At 56.1% G+C, this 17,555-nt stretch carries 16 protein-coding genes; 8 read left to right on the top strand and 8 right to left on the bottom strand.

Annotated features, from left to right (window positions below; translation table 11 throughout):
• Window positions 1-5: 5 nt before the first annotated feature.
• Window positions 6-521 (top strand): PH domain-containing protein, encoded by a 516-nt coding sequence (locus tag A9753_RS01895; protein WP_067780288.1) that lies wholly within the window; start codon window positions 6-8, stop codon window positions 519-521.
• A 151-nt stretch (window positions 522-672) separates the two neighbouring features.
• Here A9753_RS01895 and A9753_RS01890 read toward each other — a convergent pair whose 3' ends face one another.
• From A9753_RS01890 to A9753_RS01875, 4 genes are all read right to left on the bottom strand, one after another.
• Entirely contained in the window at window positions 673-1,518 is an 846-nt protein-coding gene (locus A9753_RS01890; RefSeq protein ID WP_067779365.1) for a potassium channel family protein, read from the bottom strand.
• Window positions 1,511-2,857 (bottom strand): TrkH family potassium uptake protein, encoded by a 1,347-nt coding sequence (locus A9753_RS01885; protein ID WP_218056733.1) that lies wholly within the window; start codon window positions 2,855-2,857, stop codon window positions 1,511-1,513. Before A9753_RS01885 ends, A9753_RS01890 begins: the two co-directional genes overlap by 8 nt.
• A gap of 132 nt (window positions 2,858-2,989) precedes the next feature.
• Complete coding sequence (gene ahpD / locus A9753_RS01880) at window positions 2,990-3,520, bottom strand: alkylhydroperoxidase, AhpD family (RefSeq protein ID WP_067779361.1); 531 nt, start codon at window positions 3,518-3,520, stop codon at window positions 2,990-2,992.
• A 137-nt stretch (window positions 3,521-3,657) separates the two neighbouring features.
• Window positions 3,658-4,239 (bottom strand): peroxiredoxin, encoded by a 582-nt coding sequence (locus tag A9753_RS01875; RefSeq protein ID WP_067779358.1) that lies wholly within the window; start codon window positions 4,237-4,239, stop codon window positions 3,658-3,660.
• A gap of 216 nt (window positions 4,240-4,455) precedes the next feature.
• Between A9753_RS01875 and A9753_RS01870 the strand changes: the two genes are divergently transcribed.
• From A9753_RS01870 to A9753_RS01855, 4 genes are all read left to right on the top strand, one after another.
• Window positions 4,456-5,232: a TetR/AcrR family transcriptional regulator gene (locus tag A9753_RS01870; RefSeq protein WP_083090190.1), complete on the top strand. Its 777-nt coding sequence runs from the start codon at window positions 4,456-4,458 to the stop codon at window positions 5,230-5,232.
• A complete protein-coding gene (locus A9753_RS01865; RefSeq protein ID WP_245637327.1) occupies window positions 5,229-6,866 on the top strand; it encodes an MDR family MFS transporter in 1,638 nt (545 codons plus the stop codon). Before A9753_RS01870 ends, A9753_RS01865 begins: the two co-directional genes overlap by 4 nt.
• Before the next feature lie 252 nt (window positions 6,867-7,118).
• Complete coding sequence (locus tag A9753_RS01860) at window positions 7,119-9,299, top strand: NAD(+) synthase (protein WP_083090189.1); 2,181 nt, start codon at window positions 7,119-7,121, stop codon at window positions 9,297-9,299.
• A complete protein-coding gene (locus A9753_RS01855) occupies window positions 9,296-10,096 on the top strand; it encodes an HAD-IIB family hydrolase (protein ID WP_067779352.1) in 801 nt (266 codons plus the stop codon). Before A9753_RS01860 ends, A9753_RS01855 begins: the two co-directional genes overlap by 4 nt.
• Window positions 10,097-10,104: 8 nt before the next feature.
• On the opposite strand, the gene A9753_RS01850 is transcribed toward A9753_RS01855, so the two are convergent.
• The 3 genes from A9753_RS01850 to A9753_RS01840 form a co-directional block, all read right to left on the bottom strand.
• Window positions 10,105-11,055 carry an exonuclease domain-containing protein gene (locus A9753_RS01850; RefSeq protein ID WP_067779350.1) on the bottom strand — a complete coding sequence of 317 codons (951 nt, stop codon included), beginning with the start codon at window positions 11,053-11,055 and terminating at the stop codon, window positions 10,105-10,107.
• Window positions 11,056-11,396: 341 nt separating this feature from the next.
• Entirely contained in the window at window positions 11,397-11,627 is a 231-nt protein-coding gene (locus A9753_RS01845; RefSeq protein ID WP_067779348.1) for a hypothetical protein, read from the bottom strand.
• Window positions 11,628-11,728: 101 nt separating this feature from the next.
• Window positions 11,729-12,133: a GNAT family N-acetyltransferase gene (locus tag A9753_RS01840; RefSeq protein ID WP_425394243.1), complete on the bottom strand. Its 405-nt coding sequence runs from the start codon at window positions 12,131-12,133 to the stop codon at window positions 11,729-11,731.
• Window positions 12,134-12,317: 184 nt separating this feature from the next.
• Between A9753_RS01840 and A9753_RS01835 the strand changes: the two genes are divergently transcribed.
• On the top strand, window positions 12,318-13,655 hold the full coding sequence (locus tag A9753_RS01835; protein ID WP_067779342.1) for a chemotaxis protein: 1,338 nt from the start codon (window positions 12,318-12,320) through the stop codon (window positions 13,653-13,655).
• A 153-nt stretch (window positions 13,656-13,808) separates the two neighbouring features.
• On the opposite strand, the gene A9753_RS01830 is transcribed toward A9753_RS01835, so the two are convergent.
• Window positions 13,809-14,684: a ribosomal eL19 family protein gene (locus tag A9753_RS01830; protein ID WP_067779339.1), complete on the bottom strand. Its 876-nt coding sequence runs from the start codon at window positions 14,682-14,684 to the stop codon at window positions 13,809-13,811.
• 38 nt (window positions 14,685-14,722) lie between these two features.
• Between A9753_RS01830 and A9753_RS09980 the strand changes: the two genes are divergently transcribed.
• Together A9753_RS09980 and A9753_RS01820 are read left to right on the top strand one after the other, a co-directional pair.
• A complete protein-coding gene (locus A9753_RS09980; protein ID WP_067779336.1) occupies window positions 14,723-16,270 on the top strand; it encodes a class I SAM-dependent methyltransferase in 1,548 nt (515 codons plus the stop codon).
• A gap of 66 nt (window positions 16,271-16,336) precedes the next feature.
• Complete coding sequence (locus tag A9753_RS01820) at window positions 16,337-17,527, top strand: endonuclease/exonuclease/phosphatase family protein (RefSeq protein WP_176702707.1); 1,191 nt, start codon at window positions 16,337-16,339, stop codon at window positions 17,525-17,527.
• Window positions 17,528-17,555: the final 28 nt, after the last annotated feature.

Raw genomic sequence — 17,555 nt, 5'->3', positions numbered from 1 at the left:
TGCTTATGGGATTTAAGAAAAAACTGCTTAGCCGCGACGAGGTTGTGGTTCGCCATATGCGCACTCATCCCAAGGTGCTGTTATGGAATATTCTGGGCGAACTTCTTCTCATCGCCGTGGCAGTCGCGGTCAGCATCATCATTCCCGATGACTGGAATCCTTGGGGGATGGCCACCACGTGGATCATTTTTACCATTGTGACAGTCCCCTTGATGCTCGTGCCTTGGTTACGGTGGATGACTACCACTTACACGGTTACTACACGTCGCGTTATCACGCGATCAGGAATTTTTAACAAGAAAGGGCATGATCTTCCACTGACGCGTATCAGTGATGTCTCCTATGATCGTGCATTGACTGACCGCATTTTTGGTTGCGGGACCCTCATTCTTCAGACCTCAGCGAATGATCCGCTGGTCCTTGATGACATTCCAGCCATTGAGCATGTTCACGTGGAAATGACTGATCTTTTGTTCCATGACGTTCAAGGAGCCATCAACGCTGATCCCACTGATGGCTAAATCTGGTCTTCTTCCATCACCACGTTGATGCGAGACAAAGAGCGTTTTTTGTGACAGATGCTGGTGGGGCCTGAGAAAGTCTCAGGCCCCACCAGCATTATGGTGTTCAATGACTGACAGACATCATACGGTCAGTTCACTGACGAGGTGCTTACTCGTCGTCGTCCTCGTCTTCAGTGATGAAGGGGACGATTGGGCATGGAGCATTGGAAGCTTTCTTTCCGAATTCCACCAGACGATCCTCACTACCAGCCACAATAATCACGTCACCAGCAGCCAACTCGGTTTCGGGGGTGATGTACTCCCACGGCTGGCCAACAGAGCGGCGAGCCACGACCTTCACATCGAACTGGTCAGGTAAGCGAGTTTCAGCAACGTTTTGGTGAATCATGAACTGTGGCGCGCGCATCTTGGCCATACAGAACTTGCCGCCTCCATAATCAACCCAGTCCTGAAGGCTACCGCTGACCAGGTGAGCAGTGCGCTGGCCCATATCCTGCTGAGGGTTGACTACGTGTTCCACTCCGAGCTGACGAAGAATCTTTGCGTGGGGGACGCTTGTCGCCATGGCCCATAGTTCTTTCACGCCCAGGCGGCGCAAAATCGAGGCAGTAAGAATATTAGCGGTGAGATCAGAGCCAATGGAGACCACCACACGATCAAACTCGGTTAGGCCGAGTTGCTCAATAACTTCTTCGCGGGAAACATCAGCCTGAACCGTGTGGGTGAGCAGGTCACTCATATCCTGAACTACGCCCTCATCGGTATCCACTCCGAGTACGTCAATGCCCAAGCCCATAAGTTCGAGGGCTAAGGAGGTGCCGAAGCGCCCTAAGCCCAGAACCGCCACGGACTGAACTTCGCTGGCTGGAGTCACAGGGGACTCCTTGCGTACGCGCGCGTGACGGCGCTCATCCGGTGTAGGAGTCGTCGTAATGAGGTGACGCAGACGATGAGTGCTGCGACGAGTAGAGCGGGCAAAAGGAGACTTAGCCAATGATCGGCCTTTCCTTGGGCAGGGTGTACAGCACAGGTTTACGGCGCAGTGCGAGCGAGGTGCCTAGAGTGATGGGGCCAACGCGACCCACGAACATGAGCACCACGATGATGTACTTCGAGGGGATAGAGAGAACTGAGGTAATACCGGTGGACAGTCCGGTGGTAGAAATTGCTGAGGTGACCTCAAAGAGCACCTGTTCCAGAGGCAACTTATCCAAAATGGTCAGTGCCATGGTGGCAGCAATGATGAGAATGACCATCATGGAGGCCACGGTGATGGCCTGGCGGTGAGTGGAACGGCTTAGGCGCTTGTTGAAGATGACTACGGCGCGGTCATTGCGTAGTTCGCTGCGCACCATGAACACGATGATGAGCAGAGTGGTGACCTTCAAACCGCCAGCGGTACCAGCGGGACCTGCGCCGATGAACATGAGGATGTCAGTCACTAGCCAAGTGGCCGGATTCATGGCGGTGGTATCGATAGCGTTGAACCCTGCGGTACGGGAAGTCACTGATTGGAAGAAAGAATTGAGAATCTTGTTGTGCAGCGCCATGGGTCCCAACGTGTTGGGGTTAGACCATTCCAGGGCAAGAACAAAAACGAAGCCAGCGAGCAGTAAGAATGCGGTACCCGAGAGCACCAATTTGGTGTGCATGGTCAAAAAGTGAGGCATGCGGTAACGCTTAAGTACTTCCATCACCACGGGGAAGCCTAGGCCGCCCACCACAATGGATGTGGATAGTGGCAGCAGGATCCAGGGATCCTTATTAAAGGGCATGAGGGAATCGGTGTAGAGCGAGAAACCGGCGTTGTTAAAGGCACTTACGGAGTGGAAGATTCCGTGCCATACTGCTGTGCCCACACTCATGTGATAGTGGAAGTAAAAGCGCAGCGTTAGGGCGACGGCCACCGTCGACTCCATCACTAGGGTGGTGTAGAAAATACCCCGGACAGCGGACTTCGTCTGTCCCACGCCACCATTCTTTGTTTCATTGGCGGCATTAATGCGAGTGGACAGTCCTAATCGTCGTGCAGTGGCTAGTGACAGCAAAGTCGCAATAGCCATCACGCCGAAACCACCGATTTGAATCAGGCTCAAGATAATTACGTGGCCGACCGGTGACCAAAAGACTGGAGTGTCTTTCGTAATTAATCCGGTTACGGACAGTGCTGATGTTGCTGTGAATAAAGCGTCAATGAATCGGGGGTGATTGCCGGGGTGTGAGGCGAAGGGGAGAGAGAGGCCGATGGTGCCAAAAATCAACACAGCGAGCATCGTGACTGCGATGCGCTGTGGCGGTTTTAACCGTTGTGTAAATCGGCTTGGTCCTGGCACGCCGGCCAATCTATCACCGCTGAGTGTCATTATGGTGCGTTAAAAAATCGTGAGTATGGCCATGAAAACGGTGGGCCGGTAAGGATAGTTCCTTACCGGCCCACCGCCTGTTAGTTACTTATGGTCTGTTTATCAGCCCAAGGTTTCGACAGCGAAGACTGCCTGTGCTACGCCCTGGAGAGTGGCGGCGATACGGATAGCTTCCCAGACCTGTTCCTGGCTTAAGCCTGCTTCGCGCACGGTTGCTTCGTGGGCGACGACGCACTTTTCGCAGCCGTTCATGGAAGAAACGGCCAGGCTCCACAGTTCGAAGTCGGCCTTGTCTACGCCGCCGGAGGTGCCGATGATGTTCATACGAAGGCCCATGCGTTCGTTGTCGTAGGCGCTGCCGAAGAAGTGGCGTGCGCGGTAGGCAACGTTATTCATCCCCATGATGGAGGCTGCGCCGAGCGCGGCATTGATGGCCTCTTCGCTCATGTGGGTGCGTGCCTCTTCAATGATCTGGATGAGGACTGTTTCGTTGCGGGTGGCTGCGGCGGCGGCCACGAAGCACCCCCACTGCTGTTGCTCGTTGAGGGAGGAGGAGCGGGTGAGAGTGGAGAGGTTAAGAGAAAGGTCCTTGGCCCAGTCGGGGAGGGCGGAGCGCAGGGTGTCGATGCTCATGGTGGTCTTTCGTTGATTTTTAGGTGAGTTTTAAGGGGAGGCGACGGCGTGGAGGCAGGTGCGTTCACGCCGTCGCCCTGTCACGTGGGTACGTGTGTGTCAGGAATACTAAGCATTCCTGGGGGATGGGAAATGGATCAGGCAGTCATCTCGCTGAGTGCGTCGATGGTTTCTGCGCCGGCTTTCCAGTTGCAGGCGCACAGTTCGTCGGACTGGAGGGCGTCGAGTTGGCGGAGAACCTCTTCGGTGTTGCGGCCAACGGAGCCTGCGTCAACGGAGACGAACTGGATGGTGTTGTTGGGATCAACGATGAAGGTGGCGCGGTCGCATACGCCTTCGCGGTTGAGTACGCCCAGGGCGGTGACGAGTTCGCGGGTCAGATCGCTGGCCATGGGGAAGGGCAGGTTCTGCAGTTTTTCGTGGCTACGGCGCCATGCGTAGTGGGTGTACTCGTTGTCGGTGGAGATGCCGATAACTTCGCAGTCACGATCCTTGAAGTCTTCGTACAGGTCGCCGAAAGAGGAGATTTCGGTGGGGCATACGAAGGTGAAGTCCTTGGGCCACATGAAGACAACACGCCAGGTGCCTTCGGGAACGTCGGAAGTGACGGTGGTGAAGTAGTCCTCGGGCTTGTCAGCGGTGACATCCTTGAGGTTGCCAGCAATCACGGCGGGTAGAGAGTATGAGGGGAACTGGTCACCAATGGTGAGAACGGCCATGGGGTGCCTCCTGGGCGTGATGGGGTGCGGGGTTTCCCGCTTTGCCTTGCATGAGTAACGGTAGGTGACGGAGAAGATAAGTGCAACTGTTTAGTGAATCTAAATTCAAAAGTGTGGCCTAAATCCTGAAGGTGCTGACGTGGCGTCCTGAGGGGTGGGTGATGTCACGGTTGTTGCACTTGATGCAACTCTGCACTCAGTGCAAATATTGCGTTTATGTCACCAGATCTCCGCGCCGTCCATACGCAAAAAACACGGGCCGCCATCCAACAATCCGCACTCACCTTATGTATGGAACATGGTTATGCCGCCATGACTGTGGACGACGTGGCCCAGCACGCCGGAGTCTCCCGCCGAACAGTTTTCAATCACTTTGATTCCAAAGCAGACATGCTCCTGCTCGGTCCTATCATTCCTTCCAACGCCGCCTTAGAGTCATTCATCAACTCACCCGGCCCTCTTGTCAGTGACCTGCGAGCACTCATGATCGACTGTGCTGCCACTATCGACGATCAGCGCGACCACTTCCTCATGCTGCGCACCATCATGCAAAGCAACCCCGAACTCAAAACACATATTCATGCTCGGGTCGTGAAGTTCGCAGGTCTCATTAATGACGCCGCTTTCCAACGCCTTACTCACCAAGATGGCCATACACCTGACTGTCGTGACCCTCGCATCATGGTGATTACTCACCTAGCAGGAATGATTCAACGCAGCGCCATGGACGTGTGGGTCGGAGAAGAAGCCACATGCACCGCCTGGAGTGACAGTGAAGCCTCTCCAAGCGCCCTGCCTACGCCGTCGTCTTTTATTGAAGCCGTGAGCATTGTGTGTGACAGCCTTGACGCTCTTCTCGATACATCCGGCGGTGCCACCTTATCGAAGGCGCACGTCACGGAACGCGATGACCAGCCCACCGCTGAGAATCGCGAGAAAACCACTATCGATCAGACGAATATCCAGGTGAATGCAGGAAAGGAGACGGAATGAGTGGAACGACCTCGCCGCGGCGTCAACGCACCATGGCATTTAAACCAGACCGAGCATTCTGGGTGGTTTACGCCTGCCTCATGCTGGTGATGTTCCTGGCAGCTATGGATCAAACGATCGTGGCTACCGCCCTGCCTACCATCGTCGGTGATCTTGGCGGCGTGAACCACATGGCATGGATCATTACCGCATACACCCTTGCCATGACCGTGGCCATGCCCGTCTACGGCAAACTTGGTGACGTGGTGGGACGCAAGAATCTCTTCCTTACTGCCATTGCTATCTTCCTTGCTGGCTCAGCATTATGCGGTACTTCCACTTCCATGGGGGCACTGGTGGCTTTCCGAGCCATCCAAGGTCTGGGTGGCGGTGGCCTGATGATTTCCAGCCAGGCCATCACTGGTGACCTTATTCCACCGCGTGTTCGCGCAACCTACATGGCTCCTATGGGGGCTATGTGGGGCCTTGCTGCAGTGCTCGGCCCCGTGGTGGGCGGTTATCTGACAGATTCCATCTCGTGGCGTTGGGTTTTCTGGATCAACCTTCCTCTCGGTCTTATTGCCTGGGTACTGGTGTGGGCAGTGCTTCGCTTGCCTAAGCATCAGCGCGAACACAAGATCGACTGGGCTGGTTTGACTTTGCTTGATATTGGTGCCGTTGCTCTGGTCCTGGTAGCCACCTGGGGCGGTAATGAGTTCGCCTGGATGAGCCCTCAAATTCTTGGGCTCATCGCTCTGGCACTTATTGCATGGGCGCTCGTTCCTCCGGTCGAACAGCGTGCAGAAGATCCCGTGCTGCCGATGGCCATTGCGAAGAACCCCACCTTCGTGGTGTCCACACTCGTAGGTGTATTCGGTGTGGGCAGTCTCTTTGGTATTAACGGCTACCTTCCCACCTACATGCAGATGGTCTACGGATACTCCGCAACAGTCTCAGGGCTGTTGCTAGTGCCCGGTGCTGTGGCCATGTTCATTGGTTCTAATGCTTCCGGTGTGCTGGTTGCCAAACGTGGAAACTACAAGATTTACCCCGTGGTAGGACCATGGATCGGTGCGCTGGGCATGTACCTGCTCTCCACCCTTACTCCCTCCACTCCTGTCATTCTGGTATGCACCTACATCTTCATCCTTAACTTCGGTGTGGGCATCTACTTCCAACTGCTCATCCTCGTGGTGCAAAACGCTATGCCTGCTCGTCACCTGGGTGCGGTCACGAGCTTGACTAACTTCTTTAGGCAGATTGGTGTGTCCCTCTTTGCTGCACTGATTGGCATGTCATTCTCTGGTCGCCTAACTGAAAGTTTGGGCAGTCTTTTTACCCGCCTGGCCACCAGTGATAACGCTCAGATTCACGCTGCCTTGGAATCCTTAAACGGTGGAGCAGAATCCGGAGCACACTCACTGACTCCTGCCCTTGTTGACGCGATGCCTGAACAGATCCGTAGTGGAATCGTGGCGTCCTACGTCAGTTCCCTGACCCCTGTGCTTCAAATGCTGGTGCCTGTGATGATCTTGGCCTCACTCATCGCTATGTTCTTCCCCAAGGTAGAACTGGGGCACAAAACTGGCCTGGAACAAATCGCTGAGGAAGAAGCCGAAGAACGCGCTGAGTCCTCTGCCATGTCTCAGAGTTGAAAGACATAATAGGAACTGCGATCCAATACCCCTCACACAAGGAGAGCACACATGTGTAGTCCAGTTCGCTGTGATCGTTGCGGTAAAACCACCTGGCAGGGCTGTGGCCAGCACGTTGATGCTGTGAAGGCATCCGTGCCCGATGACCAGTGGTGTACTTGCCCACGCTGAGTAATTTCTCTAAGCGATAACCCCGGGCGCCACCCACACCTAGTGTAGGTGGCGCCCGACTCAATGTGGCAGGATCGTGCTATGGAGTTTCATTCCCTCTATGATCAGGGCTTTGCGCGCGTCGCAGCCGTCACCCTTCCTGTTGCCCCCGCCAACCCAACAGCCAATGCTCGGGCCACAATGGAGCAGGTCCGCAACCTGAACGAGCAGGGGGTAGCGCTGGCAGTTTTTCCCGAACTGGGTCTAAGCGGGTACGCCATCGACGATCTGCTTATGCAAGATGTGCTCCTTGATGAAGTCTTGGTAGCGATTGAAACAATACGCAAGGAAAGCAAGGGCTTGACCCCCATCATTGTGGTGGGCGCACCTTTGAAGCATCGCAACCGCCTCTATAACTGCGCCGTGGTTATCCATGACGGCGTGGTCAACGCTGTGGTCCCCAAGTCTGTATTGCCTAACTACCGCGAGTTCTACGAAAAACGTCACTTCACCCCTGGTGATGATCAACGTGGAGAGTGGATTACCCTGCGTGGGGTGGATGCCTACATCCCCTGGCATGACGCCGAATATGACGCTGAGATGCCTCGTGAGGATGCCGTGGTCCCCTTCGGTCCTGACCTTCTCATCGAAGTTCCGGCCATGAAGGACTTCATCCTCCACATCGACGTCTGCGAAGACATGTGGATTCCGGTTCCGCCCTCAGCCATGGCCACCATGGCCGGCGCCACCGTCGTGGTGAACCTGTCTGGCTCACCCATCACCGTGGGGCGTAGCGATGACCGCAAACTCCTGGCCAAATCCGCCTCATTCCGCTGCAACTGCGCTTACATCTATGCAGCAGCGGGGGAAGGCGAGTCCTCTACTGACCTGGCCTGGGACGGCGAAACCTTCATCTACGAACTGGGTAACTCCCTGGCCCATACAGAGCGCTTCCCTGACGGTCCACGTGCAGCGATTACTGATATCGACCTGCGAACCATCGCCGGTGAACGCGTGCGCCAGGGGTCCTTTGATGACAACCGCCGCACCTTCGATCTTGAAGTGACGAACGTGGCCGATACGGCTGCGCCCAAGGGTGTGAACCACTGGCGCCGGGTCACCATTGACCGCTTCATTACACCCACCGGCGATCTTGGTCTTAGGCGCAGCATTGATCGTTTTCCTTTTGTCCCTGATGATCCGGCACGCCTGGCACAGGACTGTTATGAGGCCTACAACATCCAAGTTTCAGCGCTTGAACAGCGGCTACGGGCTATCGGCAACCCTAAGATCGTCATTGGCGTATCCGGTGGCCTGGACTCCACTCAGGCCCTCATTGTTGCTGCGCGAGCCATGGATCGCTTGGGGCGGCCTCGCTCAGACATTCTCGCTTTTACTATGCCTGGCTTCGCCACCTCGGAAACTACCAAAAGCAACGCTATAGCCTTAATGGAAGGCCTGGGTTGCACCTGGGAAGAAATCGATATTCGTCCCGCAGCCACTCAGATGCTTAAGGATATGAACCATCCTTACGGTTTGGGTGAGTGCGGCCCCGAGGTTTATGACGTGACCTTCGAAAACGTCCAGGCCGGTCTGCGTACCGATTTCCTTTTCCGTCTAGCTAATGAGCGTGGCGGTATTGTGCTGGGAACCGGTGACCTATCCGAGTTGGCCCTGGGTTGGTGCACCTTTGGTGTGGGCGATCAAATGTCCCATTACGGCGTGAACGCAGGCATTCCCAAGACTCTCATCCAGCACCTCATCCGCTGGGTAGTGTCCGAAAAGATTTTTGACGATGCCGTGGGCCAGACTCTGCTCAGTGTGCTCGGTACCGAAATCAGTCCCGAATTGGTCCCCAGTGAGGATGGCTCCCAAATCCAGTCCACCCAGGCCAAGATCGGCCCCTACGCTCTGCAGGACTTCACTCTCTACCACGTGCTACGTCACGGAGCCGCTCCCAGCCGTATCGCTTTCCTTGCTGAACATGCCTGGAGGGATGCCAGCGTGGGACTCTGGCCCGAGGGTCTTCCCGATTCTGACAAGGTTGCCTACGATCTGTCCACGATTCGTCACTGGATGGTCGTGTTTTTCAAGCGATTCTTCGCTAACCAGTTTAAGCGCTCTACTTTGCCTAACGGCCCCAAGGTGGTATCTGGCGGAACCTTATCTCCTCGCGGTGACTGGCGGATGCCTTCTGACGTGTCTAGTGCTGCCTGGATTGCTGAGTTAGAGCGCAATGTGCCCGGTGGAGAGTTCGATATGAAGGATGGTCAGTACTCATGACGATGCTGCTTGCCAGTGATTTGGATGGAACTCTCGTTTTTGATCGGCTTGTGAGCCAGCGTGACCGTGAGGCGATTGCTCGCTGGCGCGATGCCGGTCATGTGTTTGCTATTGCTTCTGGGCGCTCACGCGGCCTGGTGGGGTATGCCTGCGCTGATTCGGACTTGTCCTACGATTACGCGATTGCGTCCTCTGGCGCAGCAATTTTGAATGCTCAGGGTGAGTTGGTGGATTCCACTCCCATGGATCCTGAGGTGGTGCGTGGTGCAGCTCAGGTGTTTATGTCCCGCCAGGACGTGAGTATGTTCGTCACTACCACCGATGGTGACTTCGCCGTTCATGACGCACTCGATTACGTTCACAACCCTGATGCACTTGTCATTAACCATTTCCTGCCGGGAACTTTGGATGAAATGGCTAATCATGCGGTGACAGCTCTGACCATCGTGACCCCGGATGTTGTTATTGCGAAGGATCTTGAGCGCCAGGTTAAGGAACTTTTCCCTGACGACACTGATTCTTTCCGTTCCCACGGATTCCTCGACGTGGTTGCTGCCGGTGTTCATAAGGGTATGGGCGTGGATCATGTGCGTAGCCAATGCGAGCAGACAGGCATGAGCATTGACAAGGTGATTTGTGTGGGGGATTCCTGGAATGACATCCCCATGTTCCACATGGCGGATTATCCGGTGGCGATGGATGGCGTAGCCCCCGACGTGACTGAAGCTGCCCGCCACAACTCCACGCCCGCAGTAGCCGACCTCATCGACCGACTGCTCAGCGAAGCCGCCCTCTAAGCAGCCCGCTAACACTCTTCTGGATGCATTCCATCCTGGAGGAAATGAAGGAAGTCTTCTTCGCCCATGACGGTGATGGGTGAGCCTGATTCGCGTAAGGCTGTTGCTTTTTGCAGTTTGCGTGAGGCCGATGCCCCTTCGGCCCACGCAGCAGGATTGGGAATACCGACCACGAGAATCGTGGTTTTCTTTGTCAAACTCTTTTCTACTGCACCTCCCAGTTCCTCGACCAACAATTGCATTGTTGCTCGAGGCGCAGTGGTGAGAGTGCCCGTAAAGCAGACGCGTTGGCCCTGAAGAGAATCCGTTCCGGAGAATCGCTCAATGAGTTCTGAATATTCGATACTGTCTCTCGCTACGTATACCCATTCGCGATCTTTATTCCTTGAGCGTTCATGGATGGTTCCAGGCCCGGTTTGAGGACAAAGATCAGAAATCCTCTCGATTCCTAAATCTTTTTGCATTTGAGCAAAGATTTTTCCGCAAGCCCAAGCATCCGTAGCGGCATCGTGATGATTGAAGTACTCGTCAGGGAAATAATGTTCGAATACGGGGAACAACCCTCGATATTCCATGTCTGGAAAAAGACGGCGCGCTAGACGAACCGTGCAGTATCTGCGATTGAGCAGAGGCTCTTTCTCGTAAAGACGATCTAGGTCGGTTAGTACGTAACCATCAAATGCCATGCTGTGAGCGACGATTGGTAAATCGCCAATGAAGTCGACAATCTGGGGGTAGACGTCGGCCCATGACGGAGCGTCAACTACATCGTTGGCAGTGATTCCGTGAATCCACGTGTTAATTGGGCTGAAGTAATCCAATGATTCGTGAGGGTGTAGGAGAGTGGAGAACCGGTCAATCTCTTCTCCGGACTCATTGAATTTCACGAAAGCGCATGAACAGGCTGAACCTCGATGAGCGTTCGCTGTTTCAAAATCCAGTGCGACAAAAGCATCCATTAGATAGTCCTCACCATGGAACTCTGTAATGGTCAAAATTTTAGGGTTTTCGTTCGGATTGCGTGGCGCATATGACGAAGGGGACCCGCACGAATGTGCGGGCCCCCTGACGTTTTCTAGTGACCGCGTAGTTAATGTTTTTTCTAACCGTGAGGCTAAAAGGTGAGTGGTTTTTACGACCACGAGGTCACGAGGTTATCGACTCGAGGCCACGAAGTTATTCGTTCAATCCGACTTGATGGCGGTCATTCACTCACCATGAGTTGTGCGCTCACTTACTCACCACGAGTTGCGGTCACTTACTCACGACGAGTTGTGCACTCACCATGAGTTGCAGTCATTCACTCACCACGTGCTGATGCTGATGACGAATCTGTAGATGCTTCGTGTGTTGCTCGGGCTACTCCGGCAACGGCAAACGCGCCGCCCATGGCTGATAGGCAAGAGACACTGATGATGACAAGGACAAGACGCCACGTCGCGGGGTCCTGCTGAATCGTTTCGATAGCAAGGAATCCCAACAACAGCGCTAGTCCAATACTGGCTAATCCGGGAATTGCTTTCTTCAACATGGCCAACCACTTTATCAAACGCCAGGGGGGGGAATGCAAAGAGGCCCCACACAGCACCGTGCTGGTGAACTGTGCAGGGCCTCTAGAAAAAGAGTGACGAATTACTTCGAGCCGTAGCGGTACACATTGGTCTCACGAAGTTGGAATCCACAGCGCTGGTACAGGCGGTTAGCGGCCTCGCGAGTGGGGCGGCTAGTCAGATCAACAGTGCGGCAGCCCAAGGACTGAGCGTAATCAACAGCAGCCTCAACCAGGGTCCGGCCTGCACCTTGCCCACGAGCGGCGTCGTCAACCACAACATCCTCAACCCATGCGCGAAGGCCAGTAGGAATCGTGAAAGTAGCCAAGGAGAGCATGCCCAAAATGGGAGCATGGTCAGTGCCTTGGGCAACCTCATCGGGGCGGTAAACGAACAGGTGCACACCAGGCTGAGCCAGGAATTCCTCAATTTCCTCGATGCTCAACGCGGGGGCAGAGGAGGACAACTGGGGGATCAGGCGAGCCATCGCGTCAACAAGCTCAGGGGAAGACTGGGTAATGTGTTCGATTGCCACGGAAAACTCCTTGAATAGTGGGGCTAATTGCAAGACTACCGGCCTAATCGGTGAGGGGCGAGTAGGCTGGGCCATGGATCCCCGGGCAAACTCTCACCCCAGCCCGAACGCCGCACCATGAAAGGCCAGCGCCCTGATGAGCACCAGCGCCAGCGAACATCTCTTCGACGCCGGAGAACTCTTTTTCTCCACAACGGACACCGCTGGGCGTATTCAGCGCGCGAACTCCACCTTCATGCGCCTTTCCGGCTATCCCCGTGGCTCCCTCGTGGGTGCCGCACACAACGTGGTGCGCCACCCCTCCATGCCCGCAGGCCTCTTCCGTTCCATCTGGGACCTACTCGGTGAAGGCAAAGCCGTGGGCGCCTACGTGACCAACGAATCAGCAGACGGCGGCTATTACCGAGTCTTCGCCACCATCATTCCCTGCGGTGACGGCTACCTGTCCGTGCGCACCCTGCCCATGCTCACCGACCTGCGTGACCGTGTGGAAGGCATGTATGAGCGGGTGGTTGCTGCTGAAGAACAGTCCCGACAGGCAGGTTCCACCCGCCGCGAAGTAGCAGCCAAGGGCAAGGCAGCACTCAACGCTGAACTTCAGCAAGCCGGCTACCACGATGTTTCCGACTTCACCGCCCAGGTGATGCCCGCAGAAATCGCGGCCCTCGTATCCAGCGGCGTGGAACTGCCCACTCGCCCCGAGGCAGAAGGCCCCGTGGCCAGCATCCTCACCCGCATGGACCGCATCGAATCAGATACCGCCCACGTGGTGAACCTACTCGATGTGTACGCTCGACTTATTGAACTCCTGCGTACCCGCGCCACCGAAATTAACCACCTCTGCCAGCAGGTGGCCTCCGTGCGTCACTCACTTCGTGATGCTGCGACCGCTTCTAAGTCCGGTTCCCTCGTCGAAGCATGGACTGGGGTGGAAGCGCAGTTGCTTGAGTCCTATGAACAACTCAAGCCCTTAGCCGGTCAGGTTGAGGAATTGCGCGGCGATGTGAACGCCGTACGTTTCGCCGTGGCCCTGGTTCGTCTCCATAACCTTATGGGTGGTCTTTTCGCCGCCCAGTTGGTTGACGGTGTCGATGAGATCGGCGCCAATGACGCCGTGGGCGCACTTGGTGAACTCTGCACCGCCTTGCATGATGGCGCCCAGAATCTTGCACTCAAACTCGCCATCATGGATGCACGCGCTGATGTGGTGGGCGGGGAACTTGACGCCGTGGCGGCCACGCTGGCTGACACTCATCAGCCTCTGATGCAGGCGATTCAGACGGCCGCCGCTGATCCGGCTGCTCGCGCTGACGTTCTGGAGAATCTGCGCAGTGCCGCTGAAAGTATGAATGCTCGCGCACGCGACCTGGCTGACCTGGCTCGCTCCTGCCAAGGACTTGCCGTGGATTACGATCCGGACGTTCTTGATCAGCGCCTTGAGCGCATCCGCGAGGATCTTGCTGCTCTGTCCTGAAGGATTTCGGCACTTTCCTGAAGGGTTTCGCCACCCTGTCCTGAACTGACGGGAGATGGAGCCTGCTCGTTCCCGACTTCTCTCTCGACCTCGATGGTCATGAAAAGTGCTGACAGGTTCGCGACTCGACGGGCCCTGCGTCACGCCAAATTGTCAGTCTCCGGACTGATCGGGGCGTGAAGCTAACACACTCACGCGCAGCCAGTAATCATCTAGGTCAACAACCTTCCACGAATCGGGTGACGACGGTGCTGACCAGGAGTACTCACTCGTGGCCCGGACGCACTGGTGGAGGGGAACAATGCCGACCTGCTCAGCAACCTGCTCCCACGGGCCCACGCGCAAAATCTTCTGACGCCCTGGAGCGCCCTCAAGGAACTTCACCAAACCAGCCACATCAGGCGCTTGAATATCAATGATCGTGTTGTCACGCGGCATCACCATGCACCACAAGGTGGTCTGCGGCGGGGGAGCGGCTGATGCATCCTTGCCAGCGCAAGAAGGTGATGCTGCGGAGTGAGGAGAGGGTGCGGCGTCGGCAGGAGTGGATGCATCGGCGACAGGTGAGGAAGCGGAGTTACTTGTGTCCGCGGCGTCTTCGGAGGAGTTCTGCGAGGCAGAATCCGAGGAGGTGGCAGAAGGGGCTGACGCGCCTGTTGAGGGGGTAGCAGAGCATTGCGACGTGGCATGAATCAGCGCATGGGGGCGCAGAGCCAACACGTCACCCCAGGCAGTAGTACCCACGGGGAAGAAACAACCCGAAAACGCATTGGCCACGTCAGAAACGCCCTGTAAAGCAGCGGGGTCACGCCAACGGATGAAACCATCACCAATGAGTCCCTCACCGTACTGGCTCCACATGTCACACAAGTCCGCACGGATACGATCCAACTCAATCTGAGTCTCATCGGTGAAGGAATCGCCGAGGGAAGAGCGCACCTCGTCGATCAGTAACTGCCCGGCGCGTTCTACCTGGTCGGTAGACATGGAACGAATCGTGTACATACTGGCGCATGTAATGGGGGACATGGTTATCCTTCACCGTCGGTGGGGGGAGCACTTCCGTGATGAATACAGGCTACCGCCCCCTGTACCCTGAGTCCGTGACTTGCCACCATCATCAATCCGGCGAATGCCGTTCATGCCCCACCCTGAGCATGCCGCGCCCCGAACAAGTGAGCGTGATTGATGAGCAAGTCCGCTTACTCCTCACCGAGCACATCCCTGCGCAAGTCTGGGATGAGCCGCTCGCTGGAGAGTCCTTCCGCATCCGCAACAAAGCCAAATTCGCTGTGTTCGGAACTGCAGATAATCCACAGTTAGGAATTGCTGCCCTCGTTGGTAAAGGTCGAGCACAACGCACCCATTTTGTGGACCTCGGCGACTGTCCCCTCCATGAACCGGCAATCGAACGCGCTGTTCCCGCTATTCGGGAGATGATCCGCGAGTGTGCACTGGACCCCTATGACATTATTCAGCGCACAGGAGAGTTGAAGTACGTCCTGGTGACTGCTTCCCCCGAGGAACGCCTCATGGTGCGCCTGGTGTTGCGCGGTGAGCGATGCCGGGAAGCGATTGTTGACTATCTTCCGCGAGCTCTGGAGACCATCCCTGGGCTTGAGGTTTTATCACTGAACTATCAGCCCCAACCCGCAGCTATCGTCGAAGGTGAGCGCGAAGAAGTGCTGACCGCGCCTGAGACGCTGACGATGCGCCTGTCCTTGCCAGATGTTGAGCCCGGAACGCTAATCAATCCGCAGATGCTCGTCAGTTCTGCCAATGGGGTTGAGGTCATTTCGCACGGTGCTGGGGATGTTCTGCAGCAGGAAACTCGCTCTCAATCGTCGGGGGGAGGCGAGGAAGAGGGGCACCGCGTACAGCGTGGCTCGGGCGATGAGGTGAACACCGTGGCCATGCCCTTGGTTTTACCGACGCAGTCTTTCTTCCAGACCAACACCTTGATGGCCACAGGCCTATATGCACAAGCACGCTCCTGGGCATGGGAAGGACTGCTTGCTCAGCGTCAGGGGTGGAGCCGCGGCTCGTCATCTCAGTTAAATGTTGATGAAACTACTGACGACGGGGCGAATCGCGACGAGCCAACTCGTGGCGCAGAAAATGTTCCGCTAGAGCGAGCGGAAGCAGACACAGAGCCGATTCGTATCTGGGATTTGTACTGTGGCGTGGGGGGATTTGCCTTAGCGCTCGCGGCACAGCCACCCACGGATATTCCTGTGGAGGTACGCGGCGTGGAGCTCAGTGCGCCCGCTATCGCGGGCGCCACCAAGGCTGCCACCACCATGGGCTTAACCGCACCATCCGTCCAGTTTGCCAGCGGTGATGCCAGCGTCATTGATCCCGCACGCTCCGCTCACCTCCCTGACCTTCTTGTGGTCAATCCCCCGCGTCGGGGAATCGGTGAGGACCTGGCCCAGCGAATCAATGACTCGGGAATCCCCCTGGTGGTCTACTCCTCTTGCTCGCCACAGTCGCTAGCCAAAGACCTCGAATTGTTGAGCAATTACGTAGTGGCTAAAGCACGGATTGTGGACATGTTCCCTCACACTACTCACGCCGAAGTGCTCCTCCTGCTCGAACGACGCGACGTAGGCTGAGGTAAGAGCATTAAATGATTGCCTAAAAAACTTATTGTTATCTGTCACAATGAGCAGGTGAATACCGTGAGAAGCGTGATTGCCTGGACGATGACCATCGTCATTTGTTTCATTGCCATTGTGACGTTGGTGCCAGACTCTCTCGGTTGGCTTAACCCCCATTGGCAACTCTCCACGCACTACCCGTGGGCTCAGGCTCTGGCATTGCGCGGCACCATGGCAGTGGGCTGGGGTCTGGTGGGCTTGGTTTTCATCATCGCAGCGATTTCTCGCGTTGTTCGTCATGAAGGAGGAACTCGCACTGCCCTCATCGGTATGGTCTGTGTCCTTGTTGCAGCCGGACATACTGTTGCTATCGTTCAACGTGGCGTCCACAATGTTGAGTCGTTGGGGCCTGATACAGGACTGTCCGCCACGGAGTTTGGTGACGGTACTATCACGGTACTGACGCTCAACACCGAAAACTCTGGAGCTGACGTCGTCAAACTGGCCATCACAGCACGCGAACAGGGTGCGGACGTGCTGGTTCTCCCCGAAACCACCCAGGCCTACGCGGAAAAACTCGCTGAACTTCTCGCTCAGGACGGATACACCTTCCAAGTTTTTAGCGCCGCTGATGAACTGGGCCAGTCTGAGGAATCTTCCTCCCCCGAAGCATCGACCACTATGGATAGTGACACGGCCGGTGTCATTGCTTCTTCCACATCCGACGCCGCCCCCGCCCCTGAACCGTCTCATGACGAGTCTCGTGTGGGTGACGATGGACCTGCCTTCCGAGTCACGAGCGTCCTTGTCTCGACAACAGTCGGCCATTACACCCAATTCGCATCTCCAGCACAACTGGGATTCGGCTCGGTGTATTTGACCAGTGAGGATCCCACGGCTCCGGTCATCTTAGGTATTCACACCTACCCGCCCCTGGCCGCATTCCCTGGGCGGTGGGTGAAATCGGTGACGGATGCTACTGACCTCTGCCGCCAACAGCTTCCGGCTGGACTCATCATGGCCGGTGACTTTAACGCCACAATCGACCACGCCATGATGCGCGATCTGGGCTATTGCTCGGATGCTGCTATTGAGGCGAAAATTGGTGGCCTATCCACATGGCCAACAACCACCCACACCGCCTTGTTAGGTGCTCCCATTGACCATATCATGGTAGATTCACAGGCTTGGACTGTGAGTAGCGGCATGGTTATCGATGTTGATGGCACCGATCACCGAGCCTTGATCGTTCGCCTGGCTCCAGCACCGTAGGGCGTACTTCTCCTACACGGGGAGCAGG

It is taken from the genome of Actinomyces vulturis (genome assembly GCF_001687305.1).
Classification (GTDB): Bacteria; Actinomycetota; Actinomycetes; order Actinomycetales; family Actinomycetaceae; genus Actinomyces; species Actinomyces vulturis.
Note: the sequence above shows the minus strand (reverse complement) of the source record. Positions and strands in the feature narration are given on the sequence as shown.